The following is an 18,364-nucleotide window of genomic DNA, read 5'->3' as shown; positions in this document are numbered from 1 at the left end:
GTTGATACGCGGTCGCGGCGCGGCGGGCGACCGGATTTCCCCGCGCACCCCCGTCCCCTGTTCGCCGGGGGCGACGGCGGACGCGGAACGGCCGGACCTCCCGCGCCCGTACGAGCCGTACCGTCCGACACCTGATCCGGCGCAAGGAGCCGCGGATCTCCCGCCCCGCCCTCCCGCGTCCCGGAGCCGGGTTCTCGCGCGCGGCCCCGCCCGTCCGCCGGAGGTGTCCCGCCGGGCGGTGTGCCCCTCAGCCGCCGGAAGCGGCGGACGGCGGCGAGCCGGCCGGGGGCCGTGACAGCCGGGCCAGCGCGAGCAGTTCGGCCGCGCTGACCCCCTCCGGTACGGGCTCGGGCGGGGGCGTACGCAGCGGGGGCTGCCAGCCGGCCTCCGGGTCGAGCCGCCGCACGATCTTCGCGGGGGCGCCGGCGACCACCGCGTGGTCGGGGATCTCTCCCCGGACGACGGCGCCGGCCGCCACCACCACGTTGCGCCCCAGCCGGGCGCCCGGCAGGACGACGGCGCCCGCGCCCAGCCAGCTGCCCGGCCCGACGGACACCGGCGCGGTGCGCGGCCACTGCTTGCCGACGGGCCGGCTGGGGTCGTCGTAGGAGTGGTTCGTGGAGGTGATGTAGACGTAGGGGCCGCAGAAGACCTCGTCCCCGATGTCCACGGTGGTGTCGGCGACGAGATGGCTGCCCCGGCCGAGTACCACTCCGTTGCCCAGCCGCAGCACACTGTCGGGGCCGAGGTCGAGGCCCGGCATCATGCCAGCGGTCAAGGTGGCCTCCTGGCCGACGATGCAGTGGTCACCGATCTCGATCCAGGGCTCGCCGAAGATCGTGCCCTGCGGGAACGCGAGGCGCGTCCCGGTGCCGATCCGGCGGAACGCGTACGGCCCGGGCCGCTCGGCCGTGACGGCGCCGGCCTGCTGCACCCGGCGCCACAGCGCGTGCACGGCCCGGGAGGCGAGAGACGGGAACATGTTCCTGATCGATGACACGCCGTCACGCTACTGCCCGTGGCACGGCAGGCCCCGGGTGAGCTTGGTCACGGGCCGCCGGGCACGCCGAGTGCATCGAGTACGCGGGCCCTGCCGGGCCGCCGGACCGTCGGCTCGACGGGGCCCCGGCGCACGGCTTTCCCCTGGGCTCAGGCGGAGCCGCCGTCGAGGGCCTCCCGGTGCTGGGCGGCCAGGTCCACGTAGGCGGCGGCGTTGAACCGGACGGCCGCCTGCTCCTCCTCGGTCAGCTCCCGCTTGACCTTGCCGGGCACGCCCGCGACGAGCGAGCCCGGCGGCACCTCCATGCCCTGCGGGACGAGCGTCTGCGCCGCGATGAGAGAACCTGTTCCGATCCGGGCGCCGTTGAGCACGGTGGCGCCCATGCCGATGAGGACGTCGTCCTCGACGGTGCAGCCGTGCAGCACGGCGTTGTGCCCGACCGAGACCCCGGAGCCGATCACCGCGGGGAAGCCCGCGTCGGCGTGCACGGTGCAGTTGTCCTGGATGTTGCTGCCGGCGCCCAGCGTGATGGCGTCGGCGTCCCCGCGCAGCACCGCGCCGTACCACAGGCCGGTGTCGGCGGCCATGGTGACCTGTCCGGCGACGACGGACGTCGGCGCGGTGAAGGCGCCGGGATCCAGCCGGGGCCGGTGCCCGGCGACGGGCAGGGTCAGTCCGTGCTGTGCCACTGGGTCCCTCTCCTCTCGGTGCTCACCACGGCCCGCGGGCCCGGTGGGACGGCGTCAGTCGGCGACGGGCGCAGCCGCCGGCTTCTCCTCGGCCCCGGCCTCCTTCTCGGTTCCGGTCCCGGCCTCCGCTCCCGCCCCGGTCCCGGCCTCGGTCGCGGCGTGCGCCTTCGCCGCGCGCCGGCGCACGAAGAGCATCGAGCCCAGGCCGATGAGCACGGCGGCGACCAGCCCGAGCCAGGAGAACCGCTTGAGCCAGGCTTCGGCGACGATGCCGACCGTGTAGATCACGGCCGTCGTCCCGCCCGCCCAGACGATGCCGCCGAGCACATTGGCCGTGAGGAACTTCCAGTAGGCCATCTTCAGTACGCCGGCGAGCGGGCCCGCGAAGATCCGCAGCAGGGCGATGAACCGGCCGAAGAAGACGGCCCACATGCCCCACCGCTGGAACGAGCGCTCGGCCGCCGCCACCTGGGCGGGCCCGAAGTGCTTGGGGAACTTCCGTCCCAGCCAGGCCAGTAGGGGTTTTCCGCCCTTGCGGCCGATGGCGTACCCGATCGAGTCACCGACGACGGCTCCGGCGGTGGCGCAGGCGCCGAGCACGACCGGATCGATATGGCCCTGCTGGGAGGCCAGCAGGGCCGAGCTGACGAGCACGATCTCCCCGGGCAGGGGAATGCCGAGGCTCTCCAGCCCGATCACGGCCCCCACCAGGAGGTAGACGCTGACGGCCGGGATGTTCTCCAGCCACTCCTGGACGTGCAACGCGGCTTCCTCTCACGGCAGTGTGCACACGAATCCAGGAAGCCTACTCGATCACCCGAACGAGGCGCGGAACAGCCGGAGGCGGCCGGGGCCGACCGCGGGGCTCAGCTGTGGGGCCGCAGCGTCCACACGATCGTCATCTCGCCGGTGACCGCGCCGTCCGCGCGGCTGAGCGCCACGTGCACCGGGAACTCCGGCCGCTCGCCCCGGTCCAGCGCGGCGACCACGTCGGCGACGGGGCGGCCGAGTTCGGCGGTCGCGGTGACGACGCCCTTGGCGAGCTTCTTGTAGCCGATCTCCGCGCGGACGGCGAGCGGCACGGCGCGGGAGAGCTGGTCGCCGAAGGCGGTCATCACGATGGCCCCGCTGGCCGATTCGGCGAGCGTGAACATCGCGCCGGCGTGCGGTCCGCCGACGTGGTTGTGGAAGTCCCCGTTGTCGGGGAGCGAGACGACCGCCCGCTCCGCGCTCGCCTCGGTGAAGACGAGACCCAGTGTGCGGACCATGGGAACGGAGGCCGCCATCATCTCGCCGATGGCCGGCTGCGCCTGTGAACTCATGGCCGGACGTTACCACCCAGTAACGAGCGTGCGGCAGGCCCCGGGAAGAACGTCCGGTATCCGTTCGACCGCGCTCTTGTCGCGGGTACGTACCGATCTCGGGGCCGGAGATGGTCCGGGTCCCGCGCGCACCATAGGGTTATCGGCCATGTGGCCAGGACAGCAGCAGCCCGGGGGCGAGCAGAACCCGCAGCAGCCCAACCCGTATCAGCAGCCCGGGTACCAGCAGCCCGGGCCCCCACCGCCCCCCTACCAGCAGCCGGGGCACCAGCAGCAGGGGTACCCGCAGCAGGGACAGCAGCCCGGACAGCAGCCGAACCCCTATCAGCAGCCCGGCTACGGGAACGAGCAGGGCTACGGCGGGCAGCCCGGCACCGGGCAGAACCCGTACGCGCAGCCGGGCGGACCCGGTCAGTCCGGGCAGTGGGGGCCGGCCAGCATGCCGGGCGGACCGCAGGCGCCGATGGACCCCAAGCAGGGCCCCGGCGGCAACAAGAAGCGGAACATCATCGTCGCGAGCGTGGCCGCTGTCGCCGTCGCCGCCGCGGCCGTCGCCGGTGTCTTCGTCTTCACCGGCGACGACAAGAAGGACGACGAGGCGGACGACAAGCCCAGCGCCTCCGCGAGCGAAGGCTCCGGCGGGGAGTCCTCGCCCGCGCAGGAGACGGACCCCGGCGGTGGCGGCGGGGACTCCGCCGACCCGGGCAAGCCCGTCGTGCCCGGCTGGCAGACCGTCATCAACCCCAAGTGGTACTCGGCGTTCGACGTTCCCAAGACCAAGGACTGGGAGGTCCAGCGGGACAGCGTCATCACCGGCTTCGAGGACGACAAGGGCAAGGTCCTGGTCGCCATGTCGGCACCGGCCTACTACAAGAAGGACTGGTGCAAGAGCAGCAGCCGGGCCGCCGTCGGCACCAAGGGCGCCAAGGGCTCGAAGGACACCAAGGAGGCCGCCAAGCTCGCGGCGGCCAACTTCGCACTGGCCGGCTACGACCAGAAGCAGAAGGGCACCCTGAAGGAGACCCCGCCCAAGCCGTTCCACAACGACCACGGCATCAAGGGGCACACGGCCGCCGCGACGATCACCGGGGCGCCGAAGGACGACAAGTGCTCCCCCGGCGCCGGCAAGGTCGTCACCGCCTCGTGGATCAACTCCAACGGCGACCTGGCGATCTGGGTGTTCTACACCGACGCCGGCGTCAAGGACGAGGTGCCGGACGCCACCATCAAGAAGATGCTCGGCAGCCTGCGCAACTACGAGGCGCCGGGCGGCGCGGACGAGCCGCGCGGCTGACCGCGTACCGCCCGCACCGCCCGCACCGGCCCGGACGGCGCCTCAGCCGATGCTGAAGGCGCCGTCCGGCGGTTCCGGCGAGGGCACCGGGTCCCCGTCGTCGACGGGGCGCGCCTGCCCGGCCAGCCGCTCCAGCCGGGGGCCGTGCACGACCCGCGCGGGAAAGGGGTCGCCGGCGCAGCGGCGGGCCAGCTCCCGCAGCGGCATCTCGTGCTGCGAGGCCAGCAGCACGATGTTGCCGAACCGGCGGCCGCGCAGCACGGCGGGTTCCGCGACGAGCGCGAGCCACCGGAAGACCGCGCCGAACGTGGCCAGTTGGCAGGCCAGAAAGCGCAGGGGCGCGGCGTCGGCGAGGTTGGCCGCATAGACGCCGCCGGGCCGCAGCGCACGGTCGGCGGCGCGGGCGTAGGGCAGCGTCGTCAGATGCGCGGGCACCTGGGAGCCCGCGTAGACGTCGCTGATCAGCACGTCGGCCCCGGCGGGCGCCGCGGCCTCCAGGGCGGCGCGGGCGTCGCCGGCGGCCATCGTGATCCCGGACCCGGCGGGCAACGGCAGGTGTTCCTCGACGAGTTCGAGCAGCGCGGCGTCCAGGTCGACGACGTGCTGGCGGGAGCCGGGGCGCGTCGCGGCGGCGTAGCGCGGCAGCGTCAGCGCGCCGGCGCCCAGGTGCAGCAGCCGGAGCGGGGCGCCGGGCTCGGCGACGAGGTCCAGGAGGTGGCCGACGCGGCGGGCGTACTCGAACTCCAGATGCCGGGGGTCGTCCAGGTCGACGTACGACTGCGGTGAGCCGTCGATGGTCAGCAGCCAGGCGCGCTCCCGGTCGATGTCCGGGAGCAGCCGGGCCGTGCCGCTGTCGACGGTGCGGGTCACGGGAATCGGGTCCTCGTCCAGGTCGTTCACCGTTCTATTGTGCGGGTGCCGACGGGCACTCCTGACCGGGCAGCGGTGCGAAGTCCCGCACGGTACCGGCGGCGAGCGTCCGGCCGCCGGTGCGCAGCACGAACCGCAGCCCGGCGTGCAGCGGCACCGGCGCGTCCAGCAGCACCCGTGCGCTCCCCGGGGCGCCGGGCGCGACGGGGCGCTGTCCGAGGTGCAGCGTCCCGGGCACCCGCGCGGTACGTGCGTGGAGCGCGACCCGGGCCGCCGGACGCACCGGCCGGGCGCCGCCCCGGTGTGCGGGCGGCTCGATCGCGGCCGTCAGCCGGCGTCCGAGGACGAGGCCGCCGGGTGCCGCGAGGACACCGCCGGCCAGCCGCTCCCCCGCCCCCGCCACCAGGAGTGCGGCGCTCTCCCCTGCGGCCGCCTCGGCGACGGGCACGCCGCCGGTCTCGATCGCGGTGACCTGGGCCGGCCGGTCGCCGTCCGGCAGACGCGCGCACAGCCGGTCGCCCACCCGGACCGTGCCGCGCTCGACGGTGCCGACCGCCCAGACGCCCCCGGGTGCGGGGACGGCGCGGTGCACGGGCAGCAGGAACGGGCCGGTGAAGTCCCGTGCGGGCAGCGGCACATAGGTGTCGACCGCGTCCAGCAGCGCCTCGACGGTGCCGCGCCAGCGTGCGTCGTCCCGCAGCGCCAGGGCGGCGGACACCCGGACGACCGGCAGCGTGTGCCCGGCGAACCCGTGGGCGTCCAGCAGCGCACGCACGTCGAGTTCGACCAGCGCGCTCAGCTCGTCCACCGCCGACTCGGCCTTCGTCAGCGCGACGACGAGGTGCTCGACGCCCATCCCCCGTGCCAGCGCCACGTGTTCGACGGTCTGCGGCCGTACGCCGTCGAGGGAGGAGACGACCAGGACGGCGCCGTCCAGCCGGCTGGCCACGGCGGGGACGCGGGCCGCGGCGCCGGGGGCGCCCGAGGGGTCGAGGTGGGTGTAGCGCCGGGTGCCGGTCGTATAGCCGGGTTCCGGATACGGGCGGGGCGGGCCGTGCCCGCCGGATGCCGCGAGGACGTGCCGGATCGCGGCGAGGAGCGTCGTCTTGCCGTGCCCCGCGTGGCCCAGTCCCGCGAGGGTGAGATGGGGCAGGTGGTCGGGAATGCGGGAGCGCGCCGGGTCGGCCATGGTGGGTGTCCTTCCTCGGACCGGGACCGTGCGGGCGCGGACGCACAGCGGCGCGGGCTGCCGCACGGAGGTGGACCGGACCCCTGGCGATCGCTCTGCCCTTCCCCGCGGGGTCCTCGGTCTGTCCGGGAAGGGTCAGCTCGGGTGGTCGCAGCCCCCACGGGGGCCGCGCCCGGGGCAGACGCACCGGGCCGGGAGGACGGCAGCCCGCGGCGCGGCCGGCGGGGCGGCCGGGGCGGGTCGGGAGAACTGCCGGAGCACCGGCAGATCATCGCTTGGTCAACAGCCGTACGTCGACTGCTTTTCGGCCGCCGCCCGGCCCCGGGCGCGTCGCCCCGCGCACCGCCCGTCCGGGCCCTCGGGCGCACACGGCGCCACCTGGCGGCGACGGCCCGGTGTCCCGCGGGCGAACACCCGGGAGAGCCGGTGCGGTGCGGGCGTTCTGTCCGCCATCGGAGGGCGGAAGGTGCGCTTCGTCGGTTACGCTCCCCACGTGCCCGTCCCCGCCACGCAGCCAGACGGACTCCCCGGACGTCTCGTCCGGATACTGCTGTCCCCCTGGTCCCGGTTCGCTCTGCTCCTCGTCCTGCTGTGCTCGGCCGCCACGGGCGTGCTGCTGTACGAGCCGCAGCGGTTCCTCGCGCACGGCTGGCCCCCGCAACTGTCCGGCGGGACGGCCGCCGTGCTGTTCGCCGTCGCCTATGGGCTGTGCACGACCGCGTTCGTGCCCCGCCCGGTCCTCAACGTCGCGGCCGGTGCCCTGTTCGGCGCCCAGACCGGGACGCTGGCGGCGACAGCGGGCACGGTCATCGGCGCGGGCGCGGCCTTCGGGCTGGGGCGTGTGCTCGGGCAGGACGCGCTGCGGCCGCTGCTGCGCACCCGGTGGCTGGCCGCGGCCGACCGGCAGCTGAGCCGGCACGGCTTCCGTTCGATGCTGCTGATCCGGCTGATGCCCGGTGTGCCGTTCGCGGCCTCCAACTACGGCGCCGCGGTCTCCCGGATGCGCTGGTCGGCGTTCCTCTCGGCCACGGCGCTCGGTTCGCTGCCCAACACGGGTGCCTATGTCGTCGCCGGCAGCAGCGCGGGCTCACCCACCTCCCCGGTCTTCCTGGCCTCGTTCGCGTTCATCGCGCTGTCCGGGCTGGGCGGCGCGGTGCTCGCCTGGCGCAAGCGCGCCCATCTGCGCGGCGGCGGCACACCCGAAGCCGCCGCCGGCACCGCTGCCCATGCCGACGCCGTGAGCACCGCGAGCGCCGGGAGCACCGCGAGCGCGCCGGACGCCAGTACGCCGCGCACCGCGCCGCCGCACGGCCTGCGCCGGCTGTCCGGCCGCACCGACCCGGCCGACGCCGATCACCCTGCCGAGCGCCCCGCCACTCACCCCGCCGACCGCCCCCTCGGTCCCACCGGTCACGCCGGACGCACTGGTCACCCCGGACACGGGACACCCCCGCACCGCACGGGCCACCTCCGCCCCGACCACCACGACAGGGACGAGCACAGTCGCACATGTCTTGGTTCGAATCCTTCGTCCTGGGCCTCGTCCAAGGACTGACCGAGTTCCTTCCGATCTCCTCCAGCGCGCATCTGCGGCTCACGGCCGCCTTCGCCGGCTGGCAGGACCCGGGCGCCGCCTTCACCGCCGTCACCCAGATCGGCACCGAGGCGGCCGTGCTCATCTACTTCCGCAAGGACATCGGCCGCATCCTGGCCGCCTGGTTCCGCTCGCTGTACAGCAGCCGGGCGCGGCACGACCACCACGCCAGGACGGGCTGGCTGGTGCTCATCGGCTCGCTGCCCATCGGTGTCCTCGGCCTCACCCTCAAGGACCAGATCGAGGGCCCGTTCCGCGATCTGCGGCTCATCGCGACGACGCTGATCGTCCTCGGTGTCGTCCTCGGCATCGCCGACCGGCTCGCGGCCCGGGACAGCGGGGGCGGCCGGCACCGCGCACGCCGGGAGCGCAAGTCCCTCGAACAGCTCACCGTCCGGGACGGACTGCTCTACGGGTGCGCACAGGCCCTCGCCCTGATCCCGGGCGTCTCCCGCTCCGGCGCGACCATCAGCGGCGGCCTGTTCATGGGCTACCGCCGCGAGGCCGCCGCCCGCTACTCCTTCCTCCTGGCCGTGCCCGCCGTGCTGGCCTCCGGGCTGTACGAGCTGACGGACATCGGCGAGGGCCATGTCGCCTGGGGGCCGACCATCTTCGCGACGGTGCTCGCCTTCGTCGTCGCCTACGCCGTGATCACCTGGTTCATGGCCTGGATCTCGACGCGGAGCTTCCTCCCCTTCGTGATCTACCGGATCGTGCTCGGCGTCGCCCTGTTCGTCCTGATCGCGGCGGGGGTGCTGAGCCCGCACGCGGGAGAACACGTCGGCTGACGGGCAGCGCCCCGCTCCCGGGCCCGACTCCCCCGACCGGAGAGCCGACGCCCGGCGCCTCCCGCCCGCCGCGCTGCCCCGGCCCCGGCTTCAGGACGACGGCGGGCCGGGCGGCGGCCCGGAGCCCCGGTGAGGCTCCGGGCTCTCCTCGCGTTCCTGACGCATCCGGCGGCGGATGACCAGCAGGTCGACGGCGGCGCCGAGGGCCAGGACGCCGCAGACGACGGCCAGCACGGTCAGCAGCGTCGCGCTCGGCGTCGTATGGCTGTCGGAGACGCTCGCCCACCACGCGAACAGGGCCGTGGCGGCGGCGAAGAAGGGCACACCGAACCCGGACAGCAGCGCACGCAGCGGCAGATCGCTGCGTGCGGTCACCGGCTCGGTGCCGCGGCGGGCGTGCCGGCCGCGCGGACGGTCGCCGGGCGGCGGTGAGCTGGGCGGCTGGGTCACGGGCCTGCCTTTCGCCGGTACGCGGACAGGACAGAAACCGGGTACCCGGGCACGCCCCGCGGATACGTGGCGCCCGCGCCCGCTTCCCATCCCGGCCACACCCGCGCTTCTCGGAGCGTCACCGTCGGCTCACCGTGCGCGGTACCGAGCCGGGCGCCCGCCTCGCCTGCGCTGAGCCTGCGCGGAAGCCCGCACGGAACGAACCGCCACCGGGGCCGAGGCCCTACCCGGAGCGAGCGGGAGGCGGGCCCGTTCCCGCCCCGGGGACGGGCGTCACAGGCCGGGCAGCGGCTCCTGGTCGACCGGGCGTCCCGGCGGGGCCGGTGCGGTGCGCACGGCCAGCTTGTGCCGGCAGTCGGGACCGAGCCCCCAGACGCGGGAGACGCGGTCGCGCAGCGGGTTGCCGCACATGCGGCACAACACCCGGCGCCCTTCCCGCGGTTCGCTGCCGGGCAGCGGTGGCTGCCGCACACCGTCCGGGCTTCCGGCACACCCGTCCGCCGCCGCTTCGCGCGCGCTCCCCGTCCCGCCGGTGTCCCGCACCCGCTGCCCCCTTCCGCCGCATCCGGCGGGAACCGTACCAAGACCGGCGGACGGTCCCGCAGCGCCGGACGGCCCCGCCGGGACCAACACGCGACGTGCGGCTCGGAACGCGCTTCCGAGGTGACGCTGCCACACTGGCCGCATGGAGAACTTCTACCGCGGCCCGGCAACGCTGCTGACCGGGGCCGCCGAGGTCCCCGTCGACGTCGCGCTGTTCACCGAGGAGAGCGGCGCCGAGCGGGCATGGTCCGGCACCGTCCGCCCGGAGGGAGAGCAGCGGCTCTGGGTCGAACTCGAAGGCGACACCGCCAGACTGCGGCTGCCGGACGGCCGGATGGGCACCGTGACCCTGCTCGGCAGCGGCTGGGGCCCCGTCGAGGTCTCCGGCGAGGGCCCGCTCCCCACCTGACCCCGGCCGCCCGCACCGCGCGGGCGCACACCACCGCACGCCGTACGCCCCGGGCCAACCCGCCCGGGGCGTACGGCGTGTGGCACCTGAGAAGGACGGGGCGACCCGTGTCCCGGCCCGCGCGGGAAGGGCACGGCACGCCCGGTGTCCAGCCGGACAGCCCCCGTCCGGGCCTCCGGCCAGCACCCTCGACAGAGTTCGGCGTCATCTGGTAGGCGTACGCGCCCCGTTGGGCGTACTACCTGCGCCGTACTCCACAACCGGACCGGCAGGCGACGACGGGACGCCCCTGCGCACAGCATCGTGGGGGCATGAACGCGATACCGAACCGGCGCCCGGTGGGCGGAACATGACCCCGCTGATCCTCGCGGTGCTGCTGTCCGTCGTCTCCGCTGTCAGCTACGCGGGAGCCGCGCTGCTCCAGGAGCGTCTCGCGGTGACGACCTCGCCCCGCCGGCTGCGCCTGCTGCGCTCCGCCACCTGGTGGCTGGCCGCCGTATTGCAGGGCGCGGGGGCCCTGCTGCACGTGGTGGCCCTGGGCTACGGCCCGTTGACGGTCGTGCAGCCGCTGGGCGTGCTGACGCTCGTCCTGGCCGCACCGCTCGGCGCCGCCGTGGCGCGCCGCAGGGTGACGGGCGCCGCCTGGCGGGGCATCGCGCTGGTCTCCGCCGGGCTGGCCGGGATCCTGCTGCTGACGGGTGCGCAGGGCCGGACGGCGCTCACCGGCGGCCAGCAGGCCGTGCTCGCCGTCGCCGTGCTGGGGGCCGTCGTCCTGCTGGTCGCCGGCAGCGCCCCGCTGGTGCGCACCGGACGCGGGGGCGGCGGTGCCGGGCGGGCCCGCGCGCTGCGCAGCGTCGCGCTGGCCCTCGCGGCCGGGGTCGCGTACGGCGCGGCCTCGGTGCTCGTCAAGACATTCGCGCAGACGTGGACGGACTCCCCGCTGACGCGGACGGTGCCGCTGCTCGCGCTGATCGCGCTCTTCGCCGGTGCGGGGCTGGCCGCGTCGCAGGCGTCCTACCGGGGCGGCGGCCTGGCCGCCCCGCTGGCCACCGCGACGGTGGCGAACCCGGTGGTGGCCGCCGTCGCCGGGATCCTGCTGCTGGACGAGGGCTTCCGCTACGGGCTGCTCGGCGCGCTGCTGGCCGCCCTGGCCGCCGCCGTCACGGCCTGGGGGCTGGTGGTGCTCACCTACGACGCCTCCGCCCGGCGGGCCCGGGACGGTGAACGGCCGCCGCCCGGACCCCGCCCGGAGGACTCCGTGCCGTTCCGGGCCCGGGTGGGCGCGGCGGACGGCCGGTTGGCGCTGCCCGAGCCGGGCCCCGCCGTCCGCCACCGCCGGGACGGCGATCCGCACCTCCCGCTCGCTGCCCGTGTGCCGTCCCCGGCCGGTGCCTGTCCGGAACCGGCGGCCGGTCGCTGACCCGGGCCGGCCCGTGCGCCGTGTGCGGCCGGGCGTCGTCACGGTGCCCGACCGGGCCCGCGCACGGGCCGGTTGAGGCGAGCGGGCGGGCCGACACGCGGCACCCGGCCGCCGTACGCGCTCTCGCCCGCGGGGTCGGCCTGCCCGCACACTGGTGACCGGCCCAGAGTGACGAAGGAGGCGCGGCATGCGCACGGTGCTGGCTTCCCGCGCCGGCCGGACGGTGCTCACCCTGCTGGCCGGGGCGGTGCCCGCCCTCGCCTTCCCCGCGCCCTCGCTGTGGTGGCTGGCGTATGTGGCCCTGGTGCCGTGGATGCTGCTGCTGAGGACGGCGCGCACCGCACGGGCGGCGGCGTTCACCGCGTGGCTGGGCGGGGTGGGGCTCACGCTGGCGATGCACCACTGGCTGCTGCCCAGCCTGCATGTCTTCCTGGTGCCGCTGGCCGCGCTGTTCGGTCTGCTGTACGTGCCGTGGGGCTGGCTGGTGCGGCGCACGCTGCACGGCCGGCCGGGCGGTGCCCGGTTCGCCGCGGCGGTGGCGCTGGTGCCCTCGGGGTGGCTGCTGGCGGAGATGGTCCGCTCCTGGGAGTACCTGGGCGGGCCGTGGGGGCTGCTGGGGGCGAGCCAGTGGCAGGTGCCGGCGGCGCTGCGGCTGACGTCGGTGGGCGGTGTGTGGCTGGTCAGCTTCGCCGTCGTGGCGGTGAACACGGCGGTGACGGCGCTGGTGACGGCGCCGCGTGCCCGGGTCGGCGCGGTGGTGACGCTGGTGGGCACCGCGGTGCTGGCCTCGGCGGTGTGGATGTGGGCGCCGACGCCGCACCGCTCGGGCGAACTGCGCGTCGCCATCGTGCAGATCGGCGAGACGGACGGCGCGGCGCGGCGCTTCGCGCAGGGCGAGCGGCTGACCCGCCGGCTGGCGGGCGGCGGCGCCGATCTGATCGTGTGGGGGGAGAGCAGCGTCGGCTACGACCTGATGCACCATCCGCGTCTGGAGCGCCGACTGGCCGCGCTCTCCCGGGAGACGGGGGCGCCGCTGCTGGTGAACGTCGACGCGCGGCGCTCGGACAGGCCGGGGATCTACAAGAGTTCGGTGCTGGTGGACGGGCAGGGGCTGGCCGGGCAGCGCTACGACAAGATGCGGCTGGTGCCGTTCGGCGAGTACATCCCGGCCCGTTCGCTGCTGGGCTGGGCCACCTCGGTGGGCCGGGCGGCGGGCGAGGACCGGCACCGGGGCACCCGGCAGGTGATGATGCGGGCCGACGGGGTGCCGTTCGGCCCGCTGATCTGTTTCGAGACGGCGTTCCCCGACATGAGCCGGCAGCTGACAGCGCGGGGCGCACGGCTGCTGGTGGCGCAGTCGTCGACCTCCACGTTCCAGCACACCTGGGCGCCGGAGCAGCACGCCTCGCTCGCGGCGCTGCGTGCCGCCGAGGCGGGCCGCCCCGTGGTGCACGCGACGCTCACGGGCATCAGCGCGGTGCACGGCCCGCTGGGCGAACCGGTCGGTGCCCGGCTGGGCACCGACCGCAGCGCGGTCTCGGTGACGGAGGTCCCGCTGGCGTCGGGCACCACCTGGTACGTCCGCTTCGGCGACTGGGTGCCGCGGCTGGTCCTGGCGGTGCTCGGGGGGTTCGCCGTCTTCGAGGGGGTGCGGGTGCTGCGCGACCGCGGGGTCAGGCGGCGGGTGGCCCTGCCTGCTCCTGTGCGCAGGTGACGATCCGTTCGCACAGCTCGTGGGTGGCGAGCGCGTCCCGCGCGGAGAGCGCACGGCCGTCCCGTACGGCGTCGAGGAAGGCGAGTGCGGCCTGTTCGATGCCGCGCTGGCGGGCGACGGGCACCCAGTCGCCGCGGCGGCGCAGGGTGGGCTGCCCCTTGTGGTCGATCACCTCGGAGAGGTTGCGCACCTCCCGCTTGGTGTCCTGACCGGAGACCTCCAGGATCTCCTCGGCCGAGCCGGAGAGCCGGTTCATGATGCCGAGGGCGGTGAAGCCGTCGCCGGAGAGCTGGAGGACGACGTGGTGCAGCAGCCCGTCCCGCGTCCGGCACCGCACATCGATCTGGTCGGGCGTGCCGGGGATCAGGAAGCGCAGCGTGTCGACGACGTGGATGAAGTCGTCGAGGATCATCGTGCGGGGCTCCTCGGCGAGGCCCACCCGGTGCTTCTGGAGGACGACGAGGTCCCGCGGGTGTTCGAGGCACTGTGCGTATCCGGGCGCGTGGCGCCGGTTGAAGCCGACGGCGAGGCCGGTGCCCCGCTGTTCCGCGAGCGTGACGAGGCGCTCGGCCTCCGCGAGGTGGTAAGCGAGCGGCTTGTCGACGTAGGTGGGGATCTGGGCCTCCAGCAGCCGGCCGACCAGTTCGGGGTGTGCGGCCGTCGGGGCGTGCACGAAGGCCGCGTCGGGGCGGGCGGCCAGCAGGCCGTCGAGGTCCTCGTGCCGGTGTCCGGCGGGGACGCGGTAGGCGTCGCCGACTGCGTCGAGGGTGGACCGGGTGCGGGTGAACAGGTGCGGCTCCAGCCCAGGCTGTGTGGTGAGGACCGGCAGATACGCCTTCTTGGCGATGTCACCGAGTCCGATCACGCCGATCTTCACGTGGCTCTCCCTGGGTCGTGGCGGGGCGCCCACCGGTTCCGGCGCGCCGGCGCCGCCCGGTCCCGCGTACTGCCGGTGGGCGGGGGCGGACCGGTCAGCTTACGTGCGCGGCGGCGGGCGCCAGTCGGCGATCCCGTCCATCGCCCGCAGGGCCGCCTGCGGGGTGCGTGCGGCGGCGGCGAGGGCCGTGTTGCGCAGGAGGCAGGCGGGGACGGAGGTCAGCGTCGTCATCCGGGCGGCGCGGGCGGCTCGGCGCACCACGGCGGTGGTGCGCGGCAGCCGTTCGGCGGTGTAGGCGGCCGCGGCGGCCACCACGTCGTCGGACGGGCCCGCGAACCGGCCGAGGACGACGGCGTCCTCCAGCGCCTGGTTGCCGCCCTGCCCGATGTTGGGCGCCATGGCGTGCGCCGCGTCGCCGAGCAGCACGGTGCGTCCCCGGTGGTGGGCGGGCAGCGGGTCGGTCATGTGGTGGACGTCGGTGCGGATCACGGACGCTTCGGGGAGCGCGCCGATCAGCTCCGGCAGCGGTGCGTGCCACCGTCCGAACAGCCGCCCGAGCAGCTCGCGTTCGCCACCGGGGGCCCGGTGCCCGGCGGGCGCCACGGCGGAGGCGTAGGCGTAGACCCTGCCGTCCGGCAGCGGCTGGGTGCCCCAGATCCGGCCCCGGCCCCAGGTCTCGTGCGGCGCGAACCGTCCGGCGGGCGTCTCGGTGACGAACCGCCAGGTGGTGAAGCCGGCGTAGCGGGGCGCCGGGTGTGCGGGGAAGAGGGCGCGGCGGGTCGCGGAGTGGATGCCGTCGGCGGCGACCACGAGATCGGCGCCCAGCGTCTCCGGCACGCCTGCGCCCCCGGCCGTGCCCTCCGCGCCGTCCGCGGAGACGCCGTCCTCGGGGGCGTCCACCGGGGCGTCCACGGGGGCGAGCCCGACGGCGGCCCGCCGGTCGTCCGCTCCGGGGTCGGTGACGGTGGCCCGGACCCCGGTGCGCAGGGTGACGCCGTCCGGCAGCCGGGAGCGCAGGAGTTCGACGAGCGCGCTGCGGGTGAGCAGGACGATCGGATCGCCGAAGCGTTCGGCCGCGGCGTCCTGCGTCGTACGGGCGAGCCACCGGCCGGACGGGGTGCGCAGCCCGCCCGCACCGTCCCAGGAGCGCCGGGCCCGGACGGCGTCGCCCAGGCCGAGTGCGTCGAGGGCGCGCAGCCCGTTGGGGGCGACACCGATCCCGGCGCCGACCGGTTCGAGCACGGGTGCCCGTTCCAGGACGGTGACGGACCAGCCGCGGTCGCCGAGCGCGACGGCGGCGGCGAGCCCGCCGATTCCGGCGCCGAGGACGAGGGCGTGGGGCATGAGGTTCCTCCGTGAGTTGCTGGGTGGCCCGGGAGCGGGAGAGGCGCCGCACCCCTGCCGAACTACAGCTGTAGTGAACCAGCACCGTACTACAGCTGTAGTGCACGGGTAGATTGCTGCCATGCCCGCGCACGACACCCCCGCCGGTTCGGCGGCCGGCCCGCCCGCCGGTTCCCGCGCCGCTCTGGTCGCCGACACCGCCATCGCCCTGCTCGCCGAACGCGGCCTGCGCGGGCTGACCCACCGGGCCGTGGACGAGGCGGCCGGGCTGCCGCCCGGATCGACGTCCAACCACGCCCGCACCCGGGCCGCCCTCCTGGAGGCGACGGTGCAGCGGCTGGCGGTGCGCGAGGGACGGGCCCTGCTGCCGGCCCACCACGGCGCCGGGCCGGACGGCCTGCCGTCCCCCTCCGGCCCGGAGGAGCTGGCCGAACTGCTCGCCTCCGCGCTGCACCGCCACCTCACCGGCGACCGCGGGCTGCTCGTGGCCCGCTACGAGCTGGCGCTGGAGGCCACCCGCCGCCCCGAACTGCGCGCCCCGTACGACCGGACCGGCACGGACTCCTTCGCCGGCCCGCTCGCCGGGATGCTCCGCTCCGCCGGCTCCCCCGACCCCGCACGCCATGCCCTCGTCCTCCTGTCCTGGTGCGAGGGGATCCTGTTCACCTGCACCGCCGGGCTCTTCCACGACACCGTGCCGAGCGAGGACGAACTGCGCACCGATCTGCGGGAGATGCTGCACGGCATGCTGCGCGCCCCGACCGCACCCGGCCCCGGGGACGACCCCGCCTGACCCCGCCCGGGCCCGGCCTTCCCCGTCGGGGCGTCCCGCCCCGCCCGCGGCCCCGCACGAGGAAGCCGCACGAGGACGGCGGGGCGAGGACGGCGGGGCGAGGCGCAGCGCGGGGCCGGCGGGCGGGGACAGCAGATGGAGCGGTGGGCGGCCGTGCGCGGCGGGCCGGTACGTTGCGGGCATGCACACAGTCGCCGTCCTCGCGCTCCGGCAGGTGATCCCCTTCGACCTGTCCACCCCGATCGAGGTCTTCTCCCGCACACGGCTGCCCCCGGACGGCCGCCCCGGCTACCGGATACGCGTCTGCGCGGAGGAGCCCGAGATCGACGCGGGCACCTTCACTCTGCGCGCACCCTGGGGCCTGGACGGGTTCGAGGGTGCGGACACCGTCATCGTCCCCGGCACGGCCGACGCCGCCGCCCCGCTCCCGCCCACCGTCCGTGACGCGCTACGGAAGGCCGCGGCCGCCGGCGCCCGGATCGCCTCCATCTGCTCGGGCACCTTCCCCCTGGCGGCCACCGGGCTCCTCGACGGGCTGCGCGCGACGACGCACTGGATCGGCGCCGACCAACTCGCCGCCGCCCACCCGGAGATCGACGTCGACCCCGGTGTGCTGTACGTCGACAACGGCCAGATCCTCACCTCGGCGGGCGCGGCGGCCGGGCTCGACCTGTGTCTGCACATGGTCCGCCGCGACTACGGTTCCGCCGTGGCCGCCGACGCCGCCCGGCTCTCGGTGACCCCGCTCGAACGCGAGGGCGGCCAGGCCCAGTTCATCCTCCACGACCACACCCCGGCCCCGGCCGGGTCCGAGCTGGAGCCCGTGCTGGCCTGGCTGCGGGACAATCTCGGCCGGGAACTCGCCCTCGACGACATCGCCGCACACGCCGGTGTCAGCACCCGGACGCTGATCCGCCGCTTCCGGGAGCAGACCGGCACCACCCCGCTCCAGTGGCTGCACACCGCCCGCATCCGCCGGGCCCAGCATCTGCTGGAGAGCACCACGCGCTCCGTCGAACACATCGCTGCCGAGGTCGGGTTCGGCTCCCCGACCGCCTTCCGGGACCGTTTCAAGCGCACCACCGGCGTCAGCCCCCGCACCTACCGCCGCACCTTCTCCTGACAGCCCCCTCCCCCGCCGGGCCCCTTGCCGGGGTCTCCTGCCGGGGCCTCCTGCCGGGATCTCCTGTCTGCGAGCCTCCCGAGTCGCCTCCTGACAGACCTCCGGACGGCCGCCGCCCGCCGGCCCGGTCGGGTCTCCGTGTGCCCCGTGCGCCGGTACGCGGTCGGCGCACGCCCCCATCACTCTCCGGGGGACTTCCCCGGCCCGGCCGCGGTGTGAAGAGTTGCCCGGATGTCAGGTACGACAAAAGTCATGGCCGTCGTCGGCCTCGTGCTGTGCGCGGCGACCGGATGCGTCGCGGCGCCGGACACACGGCCGGAAGCGGCAGGCGTCCACCCCTCGCCCGGCCGCTCCCCCTACACCGGCGACGCACCGGGCAGCGCAGCGCCCGGAGCCGGAGCCGGAGAGGACAGGGCGACGGCGCAGCTCGTCGAGGCACCGGTACGCGAGGCGCTCTCCCGTGCGGCGGACGACGAGCGGACGGCCCGACCCGGCACACAGGGCTCGCGGAGCGCCCCGCCCCCGGGCGCGCGCACACCCGAGGAAGCGCCGGGCGCACGGCCCCCGCGGCAGCCGGAAGCGGCGCCCGGCCACCCGGCGGCGGCACACCGCGCACCGGACCACCACCGGACGCCGGGAACGGCCCCCGGCCCGGCGTCACGGCAGCCGCACAGGGCAACACCGCCACAGGAGGCACGGCCGGCACAGCCGGCACGGCCACCGGCGCGATCACCGGCCCCGCGCGGCACCGGCGTCTGCGAACTGGGCGAGACCTACGGCCGGTGGGCGACGGACAGCGCCCAGGCCCGCATCTGCCGCAGCGCATACGGAGGTTAGGGAGCAGCTGCCCGCGAGCGGACCGGCGCATCACCCCGCCCCTCGGACCCGGGCCGCACCCGTGCAGCAGTCCGCACACGGCAGCACGGCACCGCGGGGCGTGCGCCC

Annotated in this window: 18 protein-coding genes and 1 pseudogene; 9 read left to right on the top strand and 10 right to left on the bottom strand. The window is 75.7% G+C overall.

Annotated elements, in window-relative coordinates; genetic code table 11:
• Positions 1-247: 247 nt before the first annotated feature.
• The 4 genes from SCA03_RS03700 to SCA03_RS03685 form a co-directional block, all read right to left on the bottom strand.
• Complete coding sequence (locus tag SCA03_RS03700) at positions 248-982, bottom strand: acyltransferase (RefSeq protein WP_086815398.1); 735 nt, start codon at positions 980-982, stop codon at positions 248-250.
• Positions 983-1,149: 167 nt separating this feature from the next.
• Entirely contained in the window at positions 1,150-1,689 is a 540-nt protein-coding gene (locus tag SCA03_RS03695; protein ID WP_030884543.1) for a gamma carbonic anhydrase family protein, read from the bottom strand.
• Between the two features lie 54 nt (positions 1,690-1,743).
• Positions 1,744-2,451, bottom strand: coding sequence for a DedA family protein (locus SCA03_RS03690; RefSeq protein ID WP_086815397.1), 708 nt, complete (start codon positions 2,449-2,451; stop codon positions 1,744-1,746).
• A 104-nt stretch (positions 2,452-2,555) separates the two neighbouring features.
• Entirely contained in the window at positions 2,556-3,011 is a 456-nt protein-coding gene (locus SCA03_RS03685; RefSeq protein WP_086815396.1) for a DUF4442 domain-containing protein, read from the bottom strand.
• A 148-nt stretch (positions 3,012-3,159) separates the two neighbouring features.
• Between SCA03_RS03685 and SCA03_RS03680 the strand changes: the two genes are divergently transcribed.
• Complete coding sequence (locus SCA03_RS03680) at positions 3,160-4,305, top strand: DUF8017 domain-containing protein (protein WP_086815395.1); 1,146 nt, start codon at positions 3,160-3,162, stop codon at positions 4,303-4,305.
• 42 nt (positions 4,306-4,347) lie between these two features.
• Here SCA03_RS03680 and SCA03_RS03675 read toward each other — a convergent pair whose 3' ends face one another.
• A complete protein-coding gene (locus tag SCA03_RS03675; protein ID WP_037849249.1) occupies positions 4,348-5,196 on the bottom strand; it encodes a spermidine synthase in 849 nt (282 codons plus the stop codon).
• A gap of 13 nt (positions 5,197-5,209) precedes the next feature.
• On the bottom strand, positions 5,210-6,364 hold the full coding sequence (locus tag SCA03_RS03670; protein WP_051845886.1) for a GTP-binding protein: 1,155 nt from the start codon (positions 6,362-6,364) through the stop codon (positions 5,210-5,212).
• A 493-nt stretch (positions 6,365-6,857) separates the two neighbouring features.
• On the opposite strand from SCA03_RS03670, the pseudogene SCA03_RS03665 reads away from it, so the two are divergent.
• Together SCA03_RS03665 and SCA03_RS03660 are read left to right on the top strand one after the other, a co-directional pair.
• Positions 6,858-7,550 (top strand): annotated as a pseudogene (locus SCA03_RS03665) (TVP38/TMEM64 family protein); the annotation flags it as partial.
• 323 nt (positions 7,551-7,873) lie between these two features.
• Complete coding sequence (locus SCA03_RS03660; protein ID WP_030884529.1) at positions 7,874-8,746, top strand: undecaprenyl-diphosphate phosphatase; 873 nt, start codon at positions 7,874-7,876, stop codon at positions 8,744-8,746.
• A 90-nt stretch (positions 8,747-8,836) separates the two neighbouring features.
• On the opposite strand, the gene SCA03_RS03655 is transcribed toward SCA03_RS03660, so the two are convergent.
• Both SCA03_RS03655 and SCA03_RS37145 read right to left on the bottom strand, forming a co-directional pair.
• The gene (locus SCA03_RS03655) at positions 8,837-9,196 is read right to left on the bottom strand and encodes a DUF6343 family protein (RefSeq protein ID WP_051845885.1); all 360 of its coding nucleotides are present in this window, start codon (positions 9,194-9,196) and stop codon (positions 8,837-8,839) included.
• Between the two features lie 273 nt (positions 9,197-9,469).
• A complete protein-coding gene (locus SCA03_RS37145) occupies positions 9,470-9,883 on the bottom strand; it encodes a DUF6011 domain-containing protein (protein WP_371863891.1) in 414 nt (137 codons plus the stop codon).
• Between SCA03_RS37145 and SCA03_RS03645 the strand changes: the two genes are divergently transcribed.
• The 3 genes from SCA03_RS03645 to lnt all read left to right on the top strand — a co-directional run bounded on the left by SCA03_RS03645 (position 9,882) and on the right by lnt (position 13,282).
• Positions 9,882-10,148 (top strand): DUF4873 domain-containing protein, encoded by a 267-nt coding sequence (locus tag SCA03_RS03645; RefSeq protein WP_030884522.1) that lies wholly within the window; start codon positions 9,882-9,884, stop codon positions 10,146-10,148. The genes SCA03_RS37145 and SCA03_RS03645 overlap by 2 nt on opposite strands.
• A gap of 349 nt (positions 10,149-10,497) precedes the next feature.
• Complete coding sequence (locus tag SCA03_RS03640; protein WP_030884519.1) at positions 10,498-11,568, top strand: DMT family transporter; 1,071 nt, start codon at positions 10,498-10,500, stop codon at positions 11,566-11,568.
• 187 nt (positions 11,569-11,755) lie between these two features.
• Positions 11,756-13,282, top strand: a complete 1,527-nt coding sequence (lnt, locus tag SCA03_RS03635; RefSeq protein ID WP_169729675.1) for an apolipoprotein N-acyltransferase — start codon at positions 11,756-11,758, stop codon at positions 13,280-13,282.
• Here lnt and SCA03_RS34960 read toward each other — a convergent pair.
• Positions 13,242-14,159 (bottom strand): Gfo/Idh/MocA family protein, encoded by a 918-nt coding sequence (locus SCA03_RS34960; RefSeq protein WP_030884512.1) that lies wholly within the window; start codon positions 14,157-14,159, stop codon positions 13,242-13,244. The two genes, lnt and SCA03_RS34960, sit on opposite strands and share 41 nt — an antisense overlap.
• Before the next feature lie 99 nt (positions 14,160-14,258).
• On the bottom strand, positions 14,259-15,503 hold the full coding sequence (locus SCA03_RS03625; RefSeq protein ID WP_030888097.1) for an FAD-dependent monooxygenase: 1,245 nt from the start codon (positions 15,501-15,503) through the stop codon (positions 14,259-14,261).
• Between the two features lie 121 nt (positions 15,504-15,624).
• On the opposite strand from SCA03_RS03625, the gene SCA03_RS03620 reads away from it, so the two are divergent.
• From SCA03_RS03620 to SCA03_RS03610, 3 genes are all read left to right on the top strand, one after another.
• Entirely contained in the window at positions 15,625-16,296 is a 672-nt protein-coding gene (locus SCA03_RS03620; protein WP_141275199.1) for a TetR/AcrR family transcriptional regulator, read from the top strand.
• 181 nt (positions 16,297-16,477) lie between these two features.
• Positions 16,478-17,419 carry a GlxA family transcriptional regulator gene (locus tag SCA03_RS03615; protein WP_086815580.1) on the top strand — a complete coding sequence of 314 codons (942 nt, stop codon included), beginning with the start codon at positions 16,478-16,480 and terminating at the stop codon, positions 17,417-17,419.
• A gap of 231 nt (positions 17,420-17,650) precedes the next feature.
• Positions 17,651-18,256 (top strand): hypothetical protein, encoded by a 606-nt coding sequence (locus tag SCA03_RS03610; RefSeq protein ID WP_230988472.1) that lies wholly within the window; start codon positions 17,651-17,653, stop codon positions 18,254-18,256.
• The last annotated feature ends 108 nt before the right edge of the window (positions 18,257-18,364 follow it).

The sequence above is a fragment of the Streptomyces cacaoi genome (assembly GCF_006539165.1).
Classification (GTDB): Bacteria; Actinomycetota; Actinomycetes; order Streptomycetales; family Streptomycetaceae; genus Streptomyces; species Streptomyces cacaoi.
The sequence above is the reverse complement of the archived record's forward strand: the minus strand, read 5'-3'. Positions and strand labels throughout refer to the sequence as shown.

What these genes read in the sequence shown, in the direction of transcription:
- SCA03_RS03700 (WP_086815398.1), bottom strand. Translation starts at nt 982, where the DNA reads ATGTTCCCGTCTCTCGCCTCCCGGGCCGTGCACGCGCTGTGGCGCCGG.
- SCA03_RS03685 (WP_086815396.1), bottom strand. Translation starts at nt 3,011, where the DNA reads ATGAGTTCACAGGCGCAGCCGGCCATCGGCGAGATGATGGCGGCCTCC.
- SCA03_RS03680 (WP_086815395.1), top strand. Translation starts at nt 3,160, where the DNA reads ATGTGGCCAGGACAGCAGCAGCCCGGGGGCGAGCAGAACCCGCAGCAG.
- SCA03_RS03670 (WP_051845886.1), bottom strand. Translation starts at nt 6,364, where the DNA reads ATGGCCGACCCGGCGCGCTCCCGCATTCCCGACCACCTGCCCCATCTC.
- SCA03_RS03660 (WP_030884529.1), top strand. Translation starts at nt 7,874, where the DNA reads ATGTCTTGGTTCGAATCCTTCGTCCTGGGCCTCGTCCAAGGACTGACC.
- SCA03_RS03645 (WP_030884522.1), top strand. Translation starts at nt 9,882, where the DNA reads ATGGAGAACTTCTACCGCGGCCCGGCAACGCTGCTGACCGGGGCCGCC.
- SCA03_RS37145 (WP_371863891.1), bottom strand. Translation starts at nt 9,883, where the DNA reads ATGCGGCCAGTGTGGCAGCGTCACCTCGGAAGCGCGTTCCGAGCCGCA.
- SCA03_RS03640 (WP_030884519.1), top strand. Translation starts at nt 10,498, where the DNA reads ATGACCCCGCTGATCCTCGCGGTGCTGCTGTCCGTCGTCTCCGCTGTC.
- lnt (WP_169729675.1), top strand. Translation starts at nt 11,756, where the DNA reads ATGCGCACGGTGCTGGCTTCCCGCGCCGGCCGGACGGTGCTCACCCTG.
- SCA03_RS03625 (WP_030888097.1), bottom strand. Translation starts at nt 15,503, where the DNA reads ATGCCCCACGCCCTCGTCCTCGGCGCCGGAATCGGCGGGCTCGCCGCC.
- SCA03_RS03620 (WP_141275199.1), top strand. Translation starts at nt 15,625, where the DNA reads ATGCCCGCGCACGACACCCCCGCCGGTTCGGCGGCCGGCCCGCCCGCC.
- SCA03_RS03615 (WP_086815580.1), top strand. Translation starts at nt 16,478, where the DNA reads ATGCACACAGTCGCCGTCCTCGCGCTCCGGCAGGTGATCCCCTTCGAC.
- SCA03_RS03610 (WP_230988472.1), top strand. Translation starts at nt 17,651, where the DNA reads ATGTCAGGTACGACAAAAGTCATGGCCGTCGTCGGCCTCGTGCTGTGC.